At 61.6% G+C, this 15,740-nt stretch carries 14 protein-coding genes and 1 pseudogene; 10 read left to right on the forward strand and 5 right to left on the reverse strand.

The annotated features are described in order from the left end of the window. Nucleotides 1–772 (forward strand): annotated as a pseudogene (locus MOV63_RS29205) (helix-turn-helix domain-containing protein); the annotation flags it as partial. A 9-nt stretch (nt 773–781) separates the two neighbouring features. Next, the gene (locus MOV63_RS29210) at nt 782–1,414 is read left to right on the forward strand and encodes a PQQ-binding-like beta-propeller repeat protein (RefSeq protein ID WP_247039125.1); all 633 of its coding nucleotides are present in this window, start codon (nt 782–784) and stop codon (nt 1,412–1,414) included. A gap of 244 nt (nt 1,415–1,658) precedes the next feature. On the opposite strand, the gene MOV63_RS29215 is transcribed toward MOV63_RS29210, so the two are convergent. Then, entirely contained in the window at nt 1,659–2,801 is a 1,143-nt protein-coding gene (locus MOV63_RS29215) for a LuxR C-terminal-related transcriptional regulator (protein WP_247039127.1), read from the reverse strand. A 299-nt stretch (nt 2,802–3,100) separates the two neighbouring features. On the opposite strand from MOV63_RS29215, the gene MOV63_RS29220 reads away from it, so the two are divergent. Together MOV63_RS29220 and MOV63_RS29225 are read left to right on the forward strand one after the other, a co-directional pair. Continuing rightward, nucleotides 3,101–4,009 carry an ADYC domain-containing protein gene (locus MOV63_RS29220; RefSeq protein ID WP_247039129.1) on the forward strand — a complete coding sequence of 303 codons (909 nt, stop codon included), beginning with the start codon at nt 3,101–3,103 and terminating at the stop codon, nt 4,007–4,009. 95 nt (nt 4,010–4,104) lie between these two features. Next, a complete protein-coding gene (locus MOV63_RS29225; protein WP_247039130.1) occupies nt 4,105–4,401 on the forward strand; it encodes a hypothetical protein in 297 nt (98 codons plus the stop codon). A 147-nt stretch (nt 4,402–4,548) separates the two neighbouring features. On the opposite strand, the gene MOV63_RS29230 is transcribed toward MOV63_RS29225, so the two are convergent. Further along, nucleotides 4,549–5,607 (reverse strand): alpha/beta fold hydrolase, encoded by a 1,059-nt coding sequence (locus tag MOV63_RS29230; protein ID WP_247039131.1) that lies wholly within the window; start codon nt 5,605–5,607, stop codon nt 4,549–4,551. A 94-nt stretch (nt 5,608–5,701) separates the two neighbouring features. Here MOV63_RS29230 and MOV63_RS29235 point away from each other — a divergent pair, with 94 nt between their 5' ends. Next, nucleotides 5,702–6,598 carry a LysR substrate-binding domain-containing protein gene (locus tag MOV63_RS29235; RefSeq protein ID WP_247039132.1) on the forward strand — a complete coding sequence of 299 codons (897 nt, stop codon included), beginning with the start codon at nt 5,702–5,704 and terminating at the stop codon, nt 6,596–6,598. A 299-nt stretch (nt 6,599–6,897) separates the two neighbouring features. On the opposite strand, the gene MOV63_RS29240 is transcribed toward MOV63_RS29235, so the two are convergent. The 3 genes from MOV63_RS29240 to MOV63_RS29250 are packed head-to-tail and all read right to left on the reverse strand — an operon-like array spanning nt 6,898 to nt 9,684. After that, nucleotides 6,898–7,896, reverse strand: a complete 999-nt coding sequence (locus MOV63_RS29240) for a LacI family DNA-binding transcriptional regulator (RefSeq protein ID WP_244447450.1) — start codon at nt 7,894–7,896, stop codon at nt 6,898–6,900. Between the two features lie 44 nt (nt 7,897–7,940). Continuing rightward, the gene (locus tag MOV63_RS29245) at nt 7,941–8,930 is read right to left on the reverse strand and encodes an ABC transporter permease (RefSeq protein ID WP_038547039.1); all 990 of its coding nucleotides are present in this window, start codon (nt 8,928–8,930) and stop codon (nt 7,941–7,943) included. Between the two features lie 13 nt (nt 8,931–8,943). Further along, entirely contained in the window at nt 8,944–9,684 is a 741-nt protein-coding gene (locus tag MOV63_RS29250; RefSeq protein WP_247039133.1) for an ATP-binding cassette domain-containing protein, read from the reverse strand. 156 nt (nt 9,685–9,840) lie between these two features. Here MOV63_RS29250 and MOV63_RS29255 point away from each other — a divergent pair, with 156 nt between their 5' ends. From MOV63_RS29255 to MOV63_RS29275, 5 genes are all read left to right on the forward strand, one after another. Continuing rightward, nucleotides 9,841–10,821 (forward strand): NAD(P)-dependent oxidoreductase, encoded by a 981-nt coding sequence (locus MOV63_RS29255; RefSeq protein WP_247039134.1) that lies wholly within the window; start codon nt 9,841–9,843, stop codon nt 10,819–10,821. Nucleotides 10,822–10,862: 41 nt separating this feature from the next. Further along, on the forward strand, nt 10,863–11,855 hold the full coding sequence (locus tag MOV63_RS29260; protein WP_247039135.1) for a substrate-binding domain-containing protein: 993 nt from the start codon (nt 10,863–10,865) through the stop codon (nt 11,853–11,855). A gap of 144 nt (nt 11,856–11,999) precedes the next feature. Then, nucleotides 12,000–12,947 (forward strand): sugar-binding protein, encoded by a 948-nt coding sequence (locus MOV63_RS29265; protein ID WP_247039137.1) that lies wholly within the window; start codon nt 12,000–12,002, stop codon nt 12,945–12,947. A gap of 82 nt (nt 12,948–13,029) precedes the next feature. Then, a complete protein-coding gene (locus MOV63_RS29270; protein ID WP_247039139.1) occupies nt 13,030–14,535 on the forward strand; it encodes a sugar ABC transporter ATP-binding protein in 1,506 nt (501 codons plus the stop codon). Between the two features lie 12 nt (nt 14,536–14,547). Next, a complete protein-coding gene (locus tag MOV63_RS29275; protein WP_247039141.1) occupies nt 14,548–15,546 on the forward strand; it encodes an ABC transporter permease in 999 nt (332 codons plus the stop codon). The last annotated feature ends 194 nt before the right edge of the window (nt 15,547–15,740 follow it).

Consider the following 15,740-nt stretch of genomic DNA (forward strand, 5'->3'; position numbering starts at 1 on the left):
GGTCGTTGCAGGCGTCGCAATCCGCCGCCTCCAGACGAAAGCGGCACGCGCCGCGCTGACCCGCGCGGAGCAGGCCGCACGGGAAGCCGACATTCCGGCACTGACGGCGGAGGTCGAAACCGCGTCCCTCGTCCTGAAGACGCCCGCGGTACGCCTGATTGCACGGGGCGAGGAACGTCCGCTGCTGCTGGAGGAGGTAGAAACCCTCCTCGCCTCCGGCGCGCTGGTAGTCGATGCATGCCGCAACGTCGTGCGGACCGGAGACACGATTATCTCGCTCTCGTCGCGGCCGATATTGTTCGCGCTCGCCCGTGCTCTGGGTGAGGCCTGGCCAGGCGATGTGCCGAGGAGCACGCTACTCTACCGCGCCTTCCGGGCCAGGCACGCGGACGAATCGCATCGCGCCCGCCTGCGGGTCGAAATTGGCCGGCTGCGTGTCGAGCTTCAGACGCTGGCGAATGTCACCGCGACCAAGAGGGGTTTTGCGCTGTCACCACATGGAAATGCCGACATCGTCGTACTGGCGCCGCCCGTGGACGAGCAGCATGCGGCGGTGCTCGCCTTGCTTGCCGACGGCGAAGCGTGGTCGAGCTCGGCGCTGGCGATCGCACTTGGCGCCAGTTCCCGCACCGTGCAGCGGGCGCTGGACCAGCTTTTGGCAGCCGGCAAGGTGCAGTGGTTCGGCCAGGGGCGGGCGCGTCGGTGGATGGCTCCGTCCGTGCCGGGCTTCCCGACAATCTTGTTACTCCCCAGCCCGCTGCCGAACGATTAGGATGAGCCCATGAAAAAATCTCAAGCCGAAATCATCCGAGAATACGGCCCCTTCCCTGGGATAAATGACGTACATGGCGTCACCTTCGATGGCCAGCACGTCTGGTTCGCCTCCGGAGACAAGCTGAACGCCTTCGATCCGGCAAGCGGCGAGACGGTGCGTTCGATCGATGTCGCCGCGCATGCGGGGACTGCCTTCGACGGCAAACACCTGTTTCAGATCGCCGAAGATCGTATCCACAAGATCGATCCGAAAACAGGCACCATCCTCGCGACGATTCCCGCACCTGGAAATGGCGGCGATTCCGGTCTCGCCTGGGCCGAAGGAACGCTCTGGGTCGGCGAATATCGAGGCCGAAAAATTCATCAAATCGATCCCGATACGGGCAGGATCCTCCGCACCATCGAATCCAACCGCGTCGTCACCGGCGTGACCTGGGTCGACGGCGAACTCTGGCACGGCGTCTGGGAAGGCGACGAGGGCGAGGTGAGACGCATCGATCCCCAAACGGGAGAGCCATTGGAAATGCTCGAAATGCCACCCGGGCTCGGTGTGTCGGGCCTCGAGTCCGATGGCGCCGATCAATTTTTCTGCGGCGGCGGAAGCAGCGGCAACGTCCGCGTCGTACGGCGGCCCAGATAGGGGCTTGCGGCCGCCTCGAAAGAGAGATTTTCACCCCACGCAGCGAGATCGGCGGATGCCCTCTACGAACGTGGGCTATTCATGCCTATGTTGCGACAATGTTTGGAATTTGGGGATCGATCTGTTCCTGCTCCATGATCTTCGCCTCTGGCTGGGCAAGATAGTCCACAAGGTCGGAAATCATCGAGCCCGCTGCCTCTCCACGACGCAGCTTCCGAAGCAGCCTCGCACAGGCGCAATCCCATCACGTTGTGCCGGCCGACGCAGACAACGACATCTCGTGCAAGATTGGCGACGAGATCGTCGACACAAGTGCGACGAGATCGGCCTGACGTGAGGTGGAGGTCTTTGCATAGATCCGGCTGAGATGGGTTTTTAGCGTATTCCCGCTGATGGCAAGCGCGGCGGCACATTGCGCTGAGCTCAATCCTCTGCCGATCTGCAGGACGACGCGCGCCTCCGCCGGCGTCAGATCGTAGAGGGCGATCAGCACGTCTTCAGGCGGCGGCGAAGCGGAGATGGTGGTCGATATGAACACGGCGGCGCACGCAGGCCTGAAGGCCGCTCGTGCAGTGCCTTCGCTGAGCGGCAGGACGTAGGCGACCGCCGGAGACTGTCCCGGGGCAGAAATTGGCAGACCGATACCGCGCGAACCCAGAAAGGCGTCCGCATGCGCCGCGGCCGCTATCGCGTCCAGCAATGCGCGTGAAACCATAGGGGCGTGAGCCTGAAGGACGCCGCTTCGCGAGCGCAGAAGTTTGTTCTCGTCGAGCATTTTTACCGCATGGGCATTGGCATGAAGAATCGCACCATCTGCTCCGGCGAGAATGACGGGAACAGCGAGGCTGTCGAGCACGCCGCGATATATGCCGGCGGTGACGCGCGTGTGGTCCAGGAGATCGCCGATCAGCGAAGCGCGCCGCAGGTGGGGTGAAAGCAAAGCCAGAAAGCGCTGTTCTTCATCACTGATCGGCGGCCGATTCGCCCAGGTCGTGGTACTGAATAGTCCGATCCGATCCGCCGTATGGACGAATTTCGTCGTGCACGCCTCTCGCAAACCTTGAGGTTTTGCCCATTCCTGGAAGAACGCGGATTGCTCCAGTTCCCCTTCACTGATGATAGACAATGTCCGCTGGGGCAGATCGATGTCGCCGATGACCGCGGCCCTTAGGCCAGGTATCGCGTCAAGCTCATAGTCCTGTAGCGCTCTCAACTGCTCGGCATCCCAGGGAGACTGCGCCGCAAATCGACCTCGACTGTCCCTGACGCTGGTCAGGGCAATCGTCGTGTAGGCAGCGTCGATGGTACTCGTGATGCGGGTCATGACGCCTGTCCAGCCTTCCGGACTCAAGGCGCAATCATAGATATCGCCGATGATCGACGACAATATTTCGTCACTCAGTCTGCTCATGCCGCCCCCTGCGCACAATCGCGTCGTGTTCACCTCTGCCGGCCGGACATTGGCAGGAATACCGGGAAATATGCAATCGGAAGCTTTAGCGCAGCTAACTGGCCGGAAGACACAGCAACATCATACTTGCGGGTGACGACGATGCCGGGAACGTAGTTTAGAGGGCTTGGTCAAGGCGCGACGCGCGCTCTCCAGCTTCGATTTTGAGACCCGTCCATGGATACCCGAATCCACCAGCAGCCGCGCCTTGTCGTCGTTGACGACGGAGCAAACCCATGGCGACGACGCGCGAGAGCCGTTGCCACATTCCTCCTGATCGTGTGGTCGAGATGATCGGACCATGTGCATTTACCAAACTGGTTGCCTTGGCCCTCATCTGTTGCGCCGCCGTTGCAAGCTCTTCGTTGCCGGCTGCGACAACGGTGTCACTGCCGGAGCGGATCGAGAAAACCGACGTGGTGGGAACCGCCTTCCGGCTTACCTTTTCGAGCGGCAGAGTTCTTCAGGGCAAAGAATTGATCGGCGCTACCCTGTCGCTGCTCCTGTCCGGCGACCCTGTTGCCCATCGTGTCCGCATCGATGACATCGTGACCGACAGTCGCGATCCCGAGGGCGAGGTGTTGCTGCACAAGGTCACCATTGTCGACGGCGCGACACCGGCGGAGCTCTGCGAAGCTGATCCCGATGGAAATCGCTGGATGTTTCCGCTCAGGGGGCAGTGGAACGGAGAGGGAAAAATGACTTCGCGATCCGGCTTCACCCTTACATGTTCGGCCGGAGCCCAGGGGAAATGCGTCCGCTTCGGTTATAAGCCCTGGAAAACCCTGTCAGACGGTATGGATCTGGCGGAGTACCACCGCGCCTGCGTCAATATGGTCCGTGCCGACTATTGCGGCGACCACGCCACGACCCGAACCGGCATGAAGATCGACATTTACGACGACCGCGGCATCCAGCGCGAGGCCGAGAGTTCCGGCAGCGATGAGTTGAGCTTTGAAGCGGCATGGAGTTCCACGGGAGCCGTCTGCGTAGCGCATACCCGGGTCCCCGAAAGGATGACGCTCGACGGCCTCAGCCGCTCCTGCCCTCGCCTCGCCGACCGCCTCGGCACGACGCCTTGCACACTACAGAATGCCGAAGCCGGGCTGTTCGGTAAGGCGTTGCTTTTCAACCGCTCCCGCTAGCCGAAAACCGTTTCCTGTCCTTGAAAATTTTGAAGCGCAGGAATTTCGAAACCGCTGGATTGTCCTCGGTTCCCTTCAGTCAAAAGGAAATGATCATGAAAATCCGCCAACTCGCGCTTATCGCGCTTCTCACTGCCGCCGCAATTCCTGCATCCGCGGAAACCGTGAGCAATGCCATCACCGCAAACGCAATAACGGCCAACGCCATCACTTCCAACGCCATCACCTCCAACGCCATCACTTCGAATGCCATCACTTCGAATGCCATCACCTCGAATACCAATTCCTCCAACATGAATGTTGGTTCGGCCGAGGGTGTCGAGACCGGTGCCGGCCGCGTCGATGACGTCGTTGGCGTAGAATTGCCGAACGGCAAGACCATCACGAAATGAACTCGGAACGGGCGAGCGTTGTTCGCCCGTTCTCTCCTGCGAGGCCCAATAAAATTATTGCTCAAGATCGGTTCCAATTACACTTCCTAGTGATCTCACTGTGAGAGTTTCAGACGGTCTGGCGCAGTTCTGCGATCGAAAGCAGCATCACGTCCTCAGGAAGCGCAGGAGCGCCGACATGAAGGCCGCCCGTCCGGCTCTGTCGCGGTCGAGATGCACGAAGTGCGTGGCATTCGGAATGGTGACAAGTTGCGCATTGGGCGCTTCCCTGGCGATGGTTTCGGCATCTGCTGATCTGCTCCAGAAATCCAACTGGGACCGGATCACCAGCACAGGCATGGACAGCGCTGACGCGTCCCATTGCCGGCGATCGAGCGCGAGTTCGAAACTATCGGCCATTGCACCGCTCGGAGCCCGAAAGCTCGGCGGATTGCGCGCCGACGTCGTTGGGTCCGAAGCGAGCGCGGCATCACCATAGGCCTTTGCCAGCGACGGGTCTCGCCACTGCGACTTGTCTGCGGCGGGAATACTCTTGTCCCAGGCGGTAAACAGGCTCTCCCGGGTGTTCAGACGGTAAGCACCGAAAGCAGCCGTATCGAAGGTTCCAGGACTTTCCTTGTCGTCAAGCGGCGAACCGCGTCCCAGTGTCGGATGCTCGTCGGACCCTCCGTAGAGCGTGTTGTAGAGAATGGCACGCTCGACCTTTTTCGGGTTTTCGCTCGCATAGGCGCCGACCCAGTGGCCGCCTGTGGCCCAGCCGACCAACGACACCCGATCATCGCCACTCCATCCGGATATGGCATCCACCGCGGCACCGATATCGGCAACCGCATCGGCCGTGCGGGCAAGCGGTGCGCCGCCTTCCGGCGGCCCATCCATACCCGGCGGCCGGCTCGATGCGCCATACCCCCTGAGGTCGAGAATGTAGATCTTGTGGCCTTCCGCTGCGAGATCGGCAGCGAGCGATCCGCCTTCGACCGGCAGATCGAAGGAGGCGAGCCCGGGAACGCGCGCGCCATGCACAAGCAGTACCGCTGATCTCCCGGGAACTTCCACTCGGCGCTTGACCTCCCGGACGAGCAGCCGCTCGCCGCCGGCAAGCTCGACGAAGCGATCGGTGCGCTCTATGTCCGCCGAAGCGGCAGTGCCGATAATCCCGGCAAGGGCAAGGGTGACGATCACGTCAGATGAGAACATGATGTTCATGGCTGAATTCCTTCCGTTTTATTTCACGGCCATATTTGGACGAGACGGATCCGGAATCGATGACGCGCATGAGGCTTTTTGATATTATCGCGATATGGAACTCCGGCACATCAGACATTTCCTCGCCGTCGCGGAAGAGCTGCATATGGGCCGCGCCGCCGGGCGGCTGGGCATGGCGCAACCGCCGCTCAGCCAATCGATTGCCCGGCTGGAGAAGGAACTCGCCGTCAAGCTCTTCCTACGCATCAACCGAAGGCTAATTCTTTCCGACGCCGGCCGGGTTTTTCTCGACGATGCGCGCGCGGCACTGCGGCATGCGGACGCCGCCATGGCGCTGGCGCGCGAGGCAGCGGATGGCGAGGCGGGTGAACTCCACCTCGGTTTCGTCTCGGCCGCGCTCTACCGGCATCTGCCGCGGCTGCTGCGCCGGTTGAGGGATGAACTCCCGGGGGTGCGGCCGCATCTGTTCGAGCTCAGCAGCAATGAGCAGCTCGCGGCGATCTCGGAAGGCGATCTGGATATCGGCTTTACCCATCCGCCGTTCGGCACAGGCGAACGTCTCGATATCCTGACGTTTCCGGATGAGGAGCTTATCGCCGTGCTGCCGAAGGACGGCGGCCCGGATAGGGTGACCCTTGGTGAGCTCGCGGCGCGCGGGCTTGTGCTTTTTCCAAAGGAACAGGGGCCGGCGACACATGCGCGGATCCTGGATGCTTTTGCCGCGGCTGGCCAGGAGCCGCAGATCGTCCAGGAGGCAACGCGGGCCCTCACCATGCTGTCGCTGGTCTCGGCTGGCCTCGGGGCCGCACTTCTGCCGCGATCGACACAGGTGCTTTCGTTCGAAGGCGTACGTTATGCGTCGATAACTGATGGCAGGTTGCCGGCCTTCTCTCTCTCGGCGATCGCCCGGCGCCGGCCGCGCCGCGCCGTCATCGACAAGGTCTGGAAGGTGTTGGCTGTTGTTGCTGCCGAAGCGACGCCGGGCAGCTGATAGAGCGTCAGATTGTCCCCCGCGGGAATAGCGGCAGACGGCGGGTGCGGTGACCGGTCGCCTGCGCAGCGCGTTGTCTGTCTCAATCCTGCCTGACCGTGGACTTCTCCACCACAAAATCAAGGAAGGCCCGTAGAGAAGCTGGCACATGGCGGTAGCTGGCGTAAACGGCATGAAGCTCTCCGCGGTCAATGCCGAAGTCCAGCAGTAGTCGCCTGAGTTCGCCTGACCGTAAGTGGACGGCCGTATCGCTGGTCGACACCATGACACCGCCGAATAGGACTGTATCCCGCGGTCGATTAGACAGATTCACGCTCGACGAGGGCGCATTCGACCTTCAGCTGGTCATGACTGCTTTTCAGGCCGCCGGCGATGTCGTGGATCATTTCCACGGCCATGGCACCCATCTCGAACAGCGGCAGGTGCAGGGTCGTCAGCGGCGGACGGATGAACTGGGCGATGTCGCGATTGTCGAACCCGATCACGGAGACGTCCTTCGGGACGGACTTCCCCCGCTCCTTGAGCGCCTCGACGCACCCCAGCGCCATCAGATCGTTGGCACAGAAGATTGCGTCGGGGGGATTGGGCAGGTCCATCAGCAGATGGGTTTCGCTATAGCCTGATGACGGCTCCCAATTTCCGTAGCGCACCAGTTGCGGGTCGAAGGTGAAGTCGTTGCTGGCCAGCGCCTGCTTGTAGCCGCGCAACCGGTCACGCGGATTGTCGAGACCCTCCTGGCCGTTGATCAAGGCGACCCGGCTGCGGCCGGCGCGGATCAGCCGCTCCGTGGCGGCGCGGCCACCGGCGACGTCTCCCGGCACGATGGAGGGCAGTCGCCTGTCCTGGTCGTAGCAATTGACGAGCACCGAGGGCACAGTGAACAGGGCCGCCGGCGGGTCGATCTTGCGGGTCAGGATGGTGCCGAAGATATAGCCCAGCAAGGGTTGCTGCCGACACAGCGAAAACACGTCCTCGTCGGGGTCCTCGCCCGCGCGAAAAATTCCGAGCGTGACGATAATGCCGAATTCGAGCGCCTTTTCCCGCGCGCCCTCGAAAGCGAGCGCCATCCAGGGATCGGTTGTCAGCTCGTCCGTGATGAAGCAGATGACCCTGCTGTCGGACAGGTCGCCAGACGGCGACCTGTTGGGGAGCCTGTAGCCGAGCTCCTGAACCGCATCCATCACCTTCTTGCGCGTGGCTTCGCTGAAGCGGGCGCCGGCACTGCCGTTGAGGATCAGGGAAACGGTTGCCTGTGACACACTTGCTCGCGCCGCGACATCCATCATGGTTGGTTTCAAGGCGTTCTCCATGTCGCTTGCCACAACACCGCAAGGTTTTCCACCTATCGCCGCATATTCCGGAATCGGTCGAATGCCACAGCAACGATTATGAACGTACCTATGAACATTCCTTGCCAGAAAGTCGAGATGCCCAACAGGATCAGGGAGTTGCGAATTACCTCTATCAACAATGCGCCAACCACCGCGCCAAGCGCATTGCCCTCCCCGCCCGCCAGGTTGGCGCCGCCGATCACGGCGGCGGCAATCACGGTCAGTTCCATTCCCTGCCCGAGATTGGTCGTGACGCTTCCCAGCCAGCCGGCCATCAGGATGCCGGCCAGCCCGGCGGTCATGGCCGAGAACATGTAGATGCTGACTTTCAGCCGCCGCACGGGAATGCCGGCCAGCACAGCTGCGTTCTCGTTGCCGCCGATGGCGAAAAGATGCTGGCCCCACCTCGTCCAGCGAAACACCAGCGACATGACCACGGCCAGCACACACAGCACATATAGTGGATGGGGAAGCCCGAGTGTCGAGCCGCCGCCGATCCACAGCAGCAGGTCGTGATCGGGACCGAACTCCCAGATCATCTTGTTGTCCGAAAGCACCATCGCCAGGGACCGGGCGGCCGACAGGCTCCCGAGCGTCACGACAAAGGCCGGCATACCGGCATAGGCGATCAGGATGCCGTTGAACAGGCCGATCAGCAGGGCGGCACCCAGCGCAAGACCGGCAGACAGCCAGAAGCCCATGCCGCTGGCCATGGCCACACTTATCACCATGGCGCTCAGCACCACGCTCGAGCCGACGGACAGGTCGATGCCGCCCGATGCGATCACGGCCGTCATGCCGATGGCAATGACCGCCACGAAGGCGAAATTTCGGGCGACATTGAAGAGATTGCGGTCGCTGGTGAACGCATCGGTCATCAGCGACAGGGCCAGGCATGCCAGCACGGCCGCTATGAAGACCCAGAAGACCTGCAGGTTCTTCAGTCGGGCAAACCAGCTGTCGTGCCGGGAATTGTTGATGATGTCGTCGAGTGTCGTCATGGCAATTTTTCTCCTAGGCGGCATCGATGGCGCCGGTGATCAGTCCGGTCACTTCCTCGGGCGACGAGGCGCCCGCCGGTTTTCGACAGACCAAGCGCCCGCGGCGCAGGACGGCGATATTGTCGGACACGCTGAAGATGTCCGGCATCCGATGGCTGATCAGGATCACGCTGATGCCGCGGTCGCGCAGGCGGCGGATCAGGTCGAGCACTTCGGCCACCTGGCGTACCGAGATGGCCGCCGTCGGTTCGTCCATCATCACGATCTTCGGTTCCGACAGCAGCGTGCGGGCGATCGCGACCGCCTGGCGCTGCCCCCCGGACATGCGCCGCACGAGCTGCCGCGGGCGGGTTTCGGACTTGAGCTGCTTGAACAGGTTGGCAGAGACCGTGTTCATCCGCTTGAAATCGATGTATCGGATCGGCCCGAACCGGCGCAGCGGCTCCCTGCCCAAGAAAACGTTTGAGGCGGCCGAGAGATTGTCGGCAAGCGCGAGGTCCTGATAGACCATCTCCACCCCCTCGCGCTGCGCATCGATCGGCTTGTGAAAGACGACAGATTTTCCATCGATGCTGAGTTCGCCGGTAGACGGGCGGAAATTGCCGGCGATGATCTTGACCAGCGTGGACTTGCCCGCGCCGTTGTCACCCATCAGTCCCAGCACTTCTCCCGGTTCGATGGACAGCGACACGTCGCTGAGTGCCTGGATGGCCCCGAAGTTTTTCGAAATTCCCGAAAAGACAAGTCGCGACACGTGGTTCTCCTCCCCCGCGATGGTTTCCTGGCGCTCCGGCAGGCGGCTCTTTGCCCCGCCCGCGTTCCCGTTTTGCGCATTCAATAACTAATTACTTGACTTAATATTATTAGTAAACAAAATCCACCACACAGGAATGTTGCAGGGGAGTGCGACATGAAACTGCTGGTTACAGGCGCCACGGGGAAGGTAGGACAGGCTTTCCTGCCGGCGTTCCTGTCTGATCTCCGTTTCGCGGATTGGGAGGTGGCGGCGCTTTGCAACAACAGGACCGTCGAGCCTGCAGACCGCCTGTCCGTCGTCGCCGGTTCCATGTCGGATCCCGCCGTGGTCGCCGGAGCCCTGCAGGGGGTAAGCCATGTGATCCACATGGCCGCCGTCAAGGAGACGCCGGAACAGATCTTCGATGTCGCGCTGAAGGGCCTTTTCCTGCTGCTCGACGCGTTCCGCAAATCCGATACCGCCCGGCAGTTCATCCTTCTCAGCGGCGATTGCACCGTGGGCCATATCTTCCAGCGCTACGACGAGCCGATCACGGAAACCTCGGCGCGCCGTGCCTACAAGGGCTGCTATGCCCTGACCAAGACCCTGGAGGAGGTGATGCTGGAGCAGTTCGGCATTCAGTATGGGGTGAATTGGACGACCCTGCGGGCGCCCTGGATCATGGAAAAGGATGACTTCCGCTTCGCGCTTGCCCTCGGCGACGACCAGTTTGGTGGCCCAAGCTGGTCGGAACTGATCGACGCAGATGCGCTCGAACAGTGCCGCAAGGGCGGCTATGCGCCCGTCATGCGTGACGCCGGGGGCGGCTACCTCAGGCGCAATTTCGTCCATGTCGACGATCTGGTCGGCGCGATCCTGGCTGCTATCGACAACCCGCACGCCACCGGCCAACTCTTCAACATTTCAATGGACCAGCCAGTGGATTACGGCGATCTCGGCGCCCGTTTGGCGGCGCGGCATGGATTACGGCCGATCGAGATCGACACCCCGTTTCACAGCAATTGGCTCGATAATTCCAAAGCAAGAATGCTGCTTGGCTGGGCACCGCAGGTCGATCTCGAGCAGATGATCGATCGCGCATGGCGCTACGAGCGCGCGGACAACGACCCGCGCATTGTCTGGTATCCCGGCTGAGGCATGAGGCCTCGACCGGTGTAAGAGGAGGAGGAAAGAAAATGAAAATCAATATATTGGCAATGGCGGCCATGGCAGTTGCGGCGCTTGCCGCGGCGCCGGCCGCAGCGCAAGGCAAAAAGACCTTGGCGATCGTCGTCAAGGGTCTCGACAATCCGTTCTTCGAGCAGATCAATCTCGGCTGCAAGAAGTGGAAGTCGGAGAATGCGAGTAGCGAATATGAATGCCTCTATACCGGCCCGGCCTCATCGGCGGACGAGGCCGGCGAGGTCCAGATCGTCGACGACCTGCTGACGAAAGGCGTTGCGGCCATCGCCATTTCGCCCTCGAACGCGCCGGCCATGGCGACCCGCATCAAGGCCATCGCCCCGTCCATTCCAGTCATGACTGTCGATGCGGACTTTCTTGAGAAGGACCATGCTCTGCGCAAGACCTATCTGGGCACCGACAACTACCTGATGGGCGTGAAGATGGCCGAGCAGGCCATGAAGCTGAAGCCGAAGGGCGGATCGGTCTGCCTGCAACTCGGCAACGTGGCCGCCGCCAATATCAATGCCCGCGCCCAGGGCTTCCGCGACACCATCGGCGGCGCCAAGAACATCGATCGCCTGACCGGACAGGGCGGTTGGAAGGAAATCGGAGGGTGCCCGGTTTACACCAATGACCAGGCAGACCTTGCTAACCAGCAGATGTCGGATGTGTTCACTGCAAATCCTACACTGGACGCCTTCATCCTTGTTGGCGGCTGGGCGCAGTTTGCCCCGCAGGCCTATGCGCAGGTCACGGACCAGGTGATGCCCAAGCTCAAGAGCAAGGAGTTGATCATCATCGCCGGCGATACGCTGCCGCCGCAGACCAAGGCCTTCCGCGAAGGTCGCAGCCATTCGCAGGTCGGACAGCGCCCCTTCGAGATGGGCTACAAGGCGCCTGACGTCATGATCAAGCTGATCAAGGGCGAGAAAGTGGCCGATCCGCTGTTTACCGGCCTTGACGTCTGCAACCTCGACGATCCGGGTTTCTGCGCCAAGAACTAGTGCGGATCCCTGCCAGGGAGGTGCCGGTTCGTCTCCCGGCCCCTTTGGCAGGATGCGAGTTATTAGTAATAATATTATTAAGCCACCAGATGTGAAACCGTGTTTAGCGCGACCTTTGAGGAATGGGTCGCGGGGAGGAACAACATGAAACGTCTCAATTCACTGATGCTTGCCGCAGGCCTGGTGCTTGCCGCCAGTCCGTCATTTGCCGGCGACAAGCCGGCGCTCGCCTTTGTCGTCAACGCCGCGTCCGATTTCTGGAAACTGGCTGAGGCTGGCGTAAAGGCGGCCCAGGCCGAATTGCCCGGTTACGACCTGCAGTTCCGTTACCCGGCCCAGGGGACCGCCGCCCTGCAGAATGCCCTGATGGACGACCTGGTCGCTGCCGGGGCGGATGCGATCATGATCTCGTCGGCCGATCCGAAAAACTCGATCGGCGCCTTCAACAGGATCGCGGCCCAGGTGCCGCTGTTCACGACCGATAGCGATGCGCCCGCCAGCAAGCGCATCGCCTATCTCGGTTCGTCCAATACGGATGCCGGGGTCCAGGCCGGCGAGATCGCGCGGGCGGCCATGCCCAAGGGCGGAAAATGCATGGGCTTCGTCGGCTTCCTGGGGGCCGACAATGCCGTCGAACGGATCGCAGGCTTCCGCAAGGCGGTTAAAGGATCCGGCATAGAACTGGTCGATGTGCGTGGCGACGACGTCGATTTCGCCCGCGCCCGGTCGAATGTCGATGATGTGCTGGCCGCCAGCCCTGACATCACCTGCATGGTCGGCTTCTATTCCTATAATCCGCCCAAGATCTACGAAGCGCTGCAGGCGGCCGGCAAGCTGGGAAAAATCCAGGTCATCGCCTTCGACGAAGATCCCGTCACCCTCGGCGCGGTGAGGGAAGGCAAATTCGCCGGAACGGTGGTCCAGGATCCCTACCAATGGGGATACCAGGGCATGAAGCTGATGGCCGCCTACCTGAAGGGCGACAAGTCGCAGGTACCGGCAAACGGCCTGATCATCGTGCCGACCAAGAAGATCGACAAAGGCAATGTCGATGCCTTCGCCGCCGAATTGAAGGCGCGCGTGGGGAAATAGAAGTCGTCTCTAAAACGGTCCTGCTGCACGAACTCCCGTGGTTCGTGCAGCACCTATCCGTCCCTGCCACCCGGGAGTTTCGATGACGACCTATCGGCAAAAGGACATATCGCTCGACCTTCTGGGGATTACCAAGGTCTATCCGGGAGCAATCGCCCTCAACAATGTCTCGCTGAGCATTCGCGGCGGCGAGGTGGTCGGCCTGGTTGGAGAAAACGGTGCGGGAAAATCCACGCTGATGAAAGTGCTAAGCGGCGCAATCGCTCCGGACGAGGGCCACATCGTCATCGATGGCGAGGAAGTGACATCGCTGACATCGGCGCGCGTGCATGAGCGCGGCATCGCCCTTGTCCACCAGGAACTCAATCCGTTTTCCAATCTCGATGTGACGGCAAACGTGCTTCTGGGGCGCGAGATCAGGCGCGGGATGTTCGGCTTTCTCGACCAGGCCGCCATGGAGCGCAAGGTCGCGCCGATCCTCGCCAGGCTGGATACTCGTTTCGGTCCGAATGACGCTGTCTCCGGCCTGTCCCTGGCCGACCAGCAATTGCTTGAAATCGCCCGTGCGCTTTCGATCGATCCGCGCCTGCTCATTCTCGACGAACCCACGTCCAGCCTGACCCTGTCCGAGACCAAGCGTCTTCTTGACGTAATCAGGCAGTTGAGCGCCGACGGCGTGGCGGTGCTGTTCATCACCCACCGCCTGGCTGAAATCGAGGAGGTGGCCAGCCGCGTCGTGGTGCTGCGTGACGGCCGCAATGCCGGAACCCTCGGTTGCGGCGAAATCACCAAGGACGCCATGATCCGGTTAATGATCGGCCGCGATGTCGGCCAGTTCTACGAAAAGGCAGAGCATGACCCCGGCAGGCCGGTGCTGGAATTGAAGGGGCTGCGCACAAAGGCCTATCCGCAGCATCCGCTCGACCTTTGCCTGCGCGCGGGCGAGATCCTGTGCCTGACGGGCCTCGTCGGCGCGGGGCGTACGGAGCTTGCCCGCGCGCTTTTTGGCATAGACCGCATCGAAGGGGGCGTGCTGGAGATCGAGGGCCAGCGGCTCGTCGGCCATTCCGTTCCAGCCGCCATCGCCGCCGGCCTCTGCCTGGTGCCGGAGGATCGCAAGACGGAAGGCCTTTTTCTCGATTTCTCGATCACCGAGAACATCGCCATGCCGAGCCATGCCGCGCTGTCGCGAGTAGGATTTGTCGATACAGGCGCCGAGACCGCCCTGGCTGAGGCATCGCGACGCAAACTGAACATCAAGACGGCAGGCCTTGGTCGCGCGGCGGCAGAAATGTCAGGCGGCAACCAGCAGAAGGTGGTCCTGGCCAAATGGCTGGCAATGAAGCCCAGGATCATCATTCTGGACGAGCCCACACGCGGTATCGATGTCGGCGCCAAGGCGGAAGTTTACCGCCTGATGCAGGCGCTGGCCGCCGATGGCGTAGCGCTGCTGATGATCTCGTCGGACATGGAAGAGGTAATCGGGATATCCGACCGGGTCGCCGTCATGTGCCGCGGTCGCATCGCCGGGACGCTCGCGCGCGATCAACTGACCGAGGAGACCATTCTCCAACTGGCCGTGGAATAGGGACTCCCTAGCATGCAGAAAAAAGATATCGGATTAGCCACGCTTGTGATGACCGTCGGTGCAATCGTCGCCGTGATGAATCCACGGTTCCTGTCGCCGATCAACCTGGCCAACACGGCAAACCTGATCGGCCTGTTCGGGCTGTTCTCCATTGCCGAGGCCTTCGTCATCGTCACGGCGGGCATCGAACTGTCCATCGGCTCGGTGATCGCGTTGATAGGCGTCATTTTTGTCGATCTGATCGCCAGCTTCGGCGTTCCCTGGCCGGTCGCACTTGCAATCGTGATGGCGCTGTCAGCCACCATCGGCCTTCTGCACGGCTGGCTGATAACCCGCCTCAAGCTTCAGCCTTTCGTCGTCACGCTCTGCGGGCTTCTGATCTATCGCGGCATTGCGCGCTTCTACACCAGGGATGGCACGGCCGGCTTCACCTTCGGGTCCGACTTTCCGATGCTGGAATATCTGATCGCAGGCCGCACAGCCGGTGTGCCCCATTCCGTCGTCGCGTTCCTGCTGGTCGCTGTTGCAGCGTGGTTTCTCCTGCACCGGACCGTGCTCGGCCGGCATCTTTTTGCCGTCGGCAAAAATCCCGAGGCGGCGAGTTTTTCAGGTATCGACACCACCAGGGTCACCATCCAGGCCTATGTGCTTTGCGCTTTCCTGACAGGCATTTCGGCGGTGTTTTTCGCCATGTATACCCGTTCCGTCCAGCCTTCATCCCATGGCAATTTTTACGAGCTGTACGGCATAGCCGCCGCGGTCCTGGGTGGCTTTTCTTTGCGGGGCGGCGAGGGGTCGATCATCGGCGTGGTGCTGGGCGTGATCCTGCTTCAGGTCCTGCAAAACCTCGTCAATCTCCTGGGCATCCCCTCTTCACTGAATTTCGCCGTCATGGGCAGCGTCATCCTTGCCGGCGTGATCGCCGACACGCAGTTTTCCCGCTACCGCGACGCCCGCAGGCAGGCCATTGCCATGGCCGCCTTGGAAGACGGTGGCAAGCCTCAAGCGTGAGCTGAGAGCTTCTGACGGGGGAAACGATTGCGGGTGACCTGAGACGCAAGTTTCCTCCGGGAATTCGGAGAGTCCTGGGTTTTCTCGTGGAGGACGAGGGCTGGTTGGGAACGGTACAATATCCCTCGACAACAAAAAACTCCCGGAGCGCTTGCTTCGGGAGTTTGGGGATTTTGGTTGCGGGGGCAGGATTT

Source organism: Neorhizobium sp. SHOUNA12A (assembly GCF_023006505.1).
In the GTDB taxonomy this organism is placed as follows: Bacteria; Pseudomonadota; Alphaproteobacteria; order Rhizobiales; family Rhizobiaceae; genus Neorhizobium.

What these genes read in the sequence shown, in the direction of transcription:
- MOV63_RS29235 (WP_247039132.1), top strand. Translation starts at nt 5,702, where the DNA reads ATGGAACTCCGGCACATCAGACATTTCCTCGCCGTCGCGGAAGAGCTG.
- MOV63_RS29220 (WP_247039129.1), top strand. Translation starts at nt 3,101, where the DNA reads ATGGCGACGACGCGCGAGAGCCGTTGCCACATTCCTCCTGATCGTGTG.
- MOV63_RS29260 (WP_247039135.1), top strand. Translation starts at nt 10,863, where the DNA reads ATGAAAATCAATATATTGGCAATGGCGGCCATGGCAGTTGCGGCGCTT.
- MOV63_RS29230 (WP_247039131.1), bottom strand. Translation starts at nt 5,607, where the DNA reads ATGAACATCATGTTCTCATCTGACGTGATCGTCACCCTTGCCCTTGCC.
- MOV63_RS29275 (WP_247039141.1), top strand. Translation starts at nt 14,548, where the DNA reads ATGCAGAAAAAAGATATCGGATTAGCCACGCTTGTGATGACCGTCGGT.
- MOV63_RS29255 (WP_247039134.1), top strand. Translation starts at nt 9,841, where the DNA reads ATGAAACTGCTGGTTACAGGCGCCACGGGGAAGGTAGGACAGGCTTTC.
- MOV63_RS29210 (WP_247039125.1), top strand. Translation starts at nt 782, where the DNA reads ATGAAAAAATCTCAAGCCGAAATCATCCGAGAATACGGCCCCTTCCCT.
- MOV63_RS29270 (WP_247039139.1), top strand. Translation starts at nt 13,030, where the DNA reads ATGACGACCTATCGGCAAAAGGACATATCGCTCGACCTTCTGGGGATT.
- MOV63_RS29265 (WP_247039137.1), top strand. Translation starts at nt 12,000, where the DNA reads ATGAAACGTCTCAATTCACTGATGCTTGCCGCAGGCCTGGTGCTTGCC.
- MOV63_RS29245 (WP_038547039.1), bottom strand. Translation starts at nt 8,930, where the DNA reads ATGACGACACTCGACGACATCATCAACAATTCCCGGCACGACAGCTGG.
- MOV63_RS29225 (WP_247039130.1), top strand. Translation starts at nt 4,105, where the DNA reads ATGAAAATCCGCCAACTCGCGCTTATCGCGCTTCTCACTGCCGCCGCA.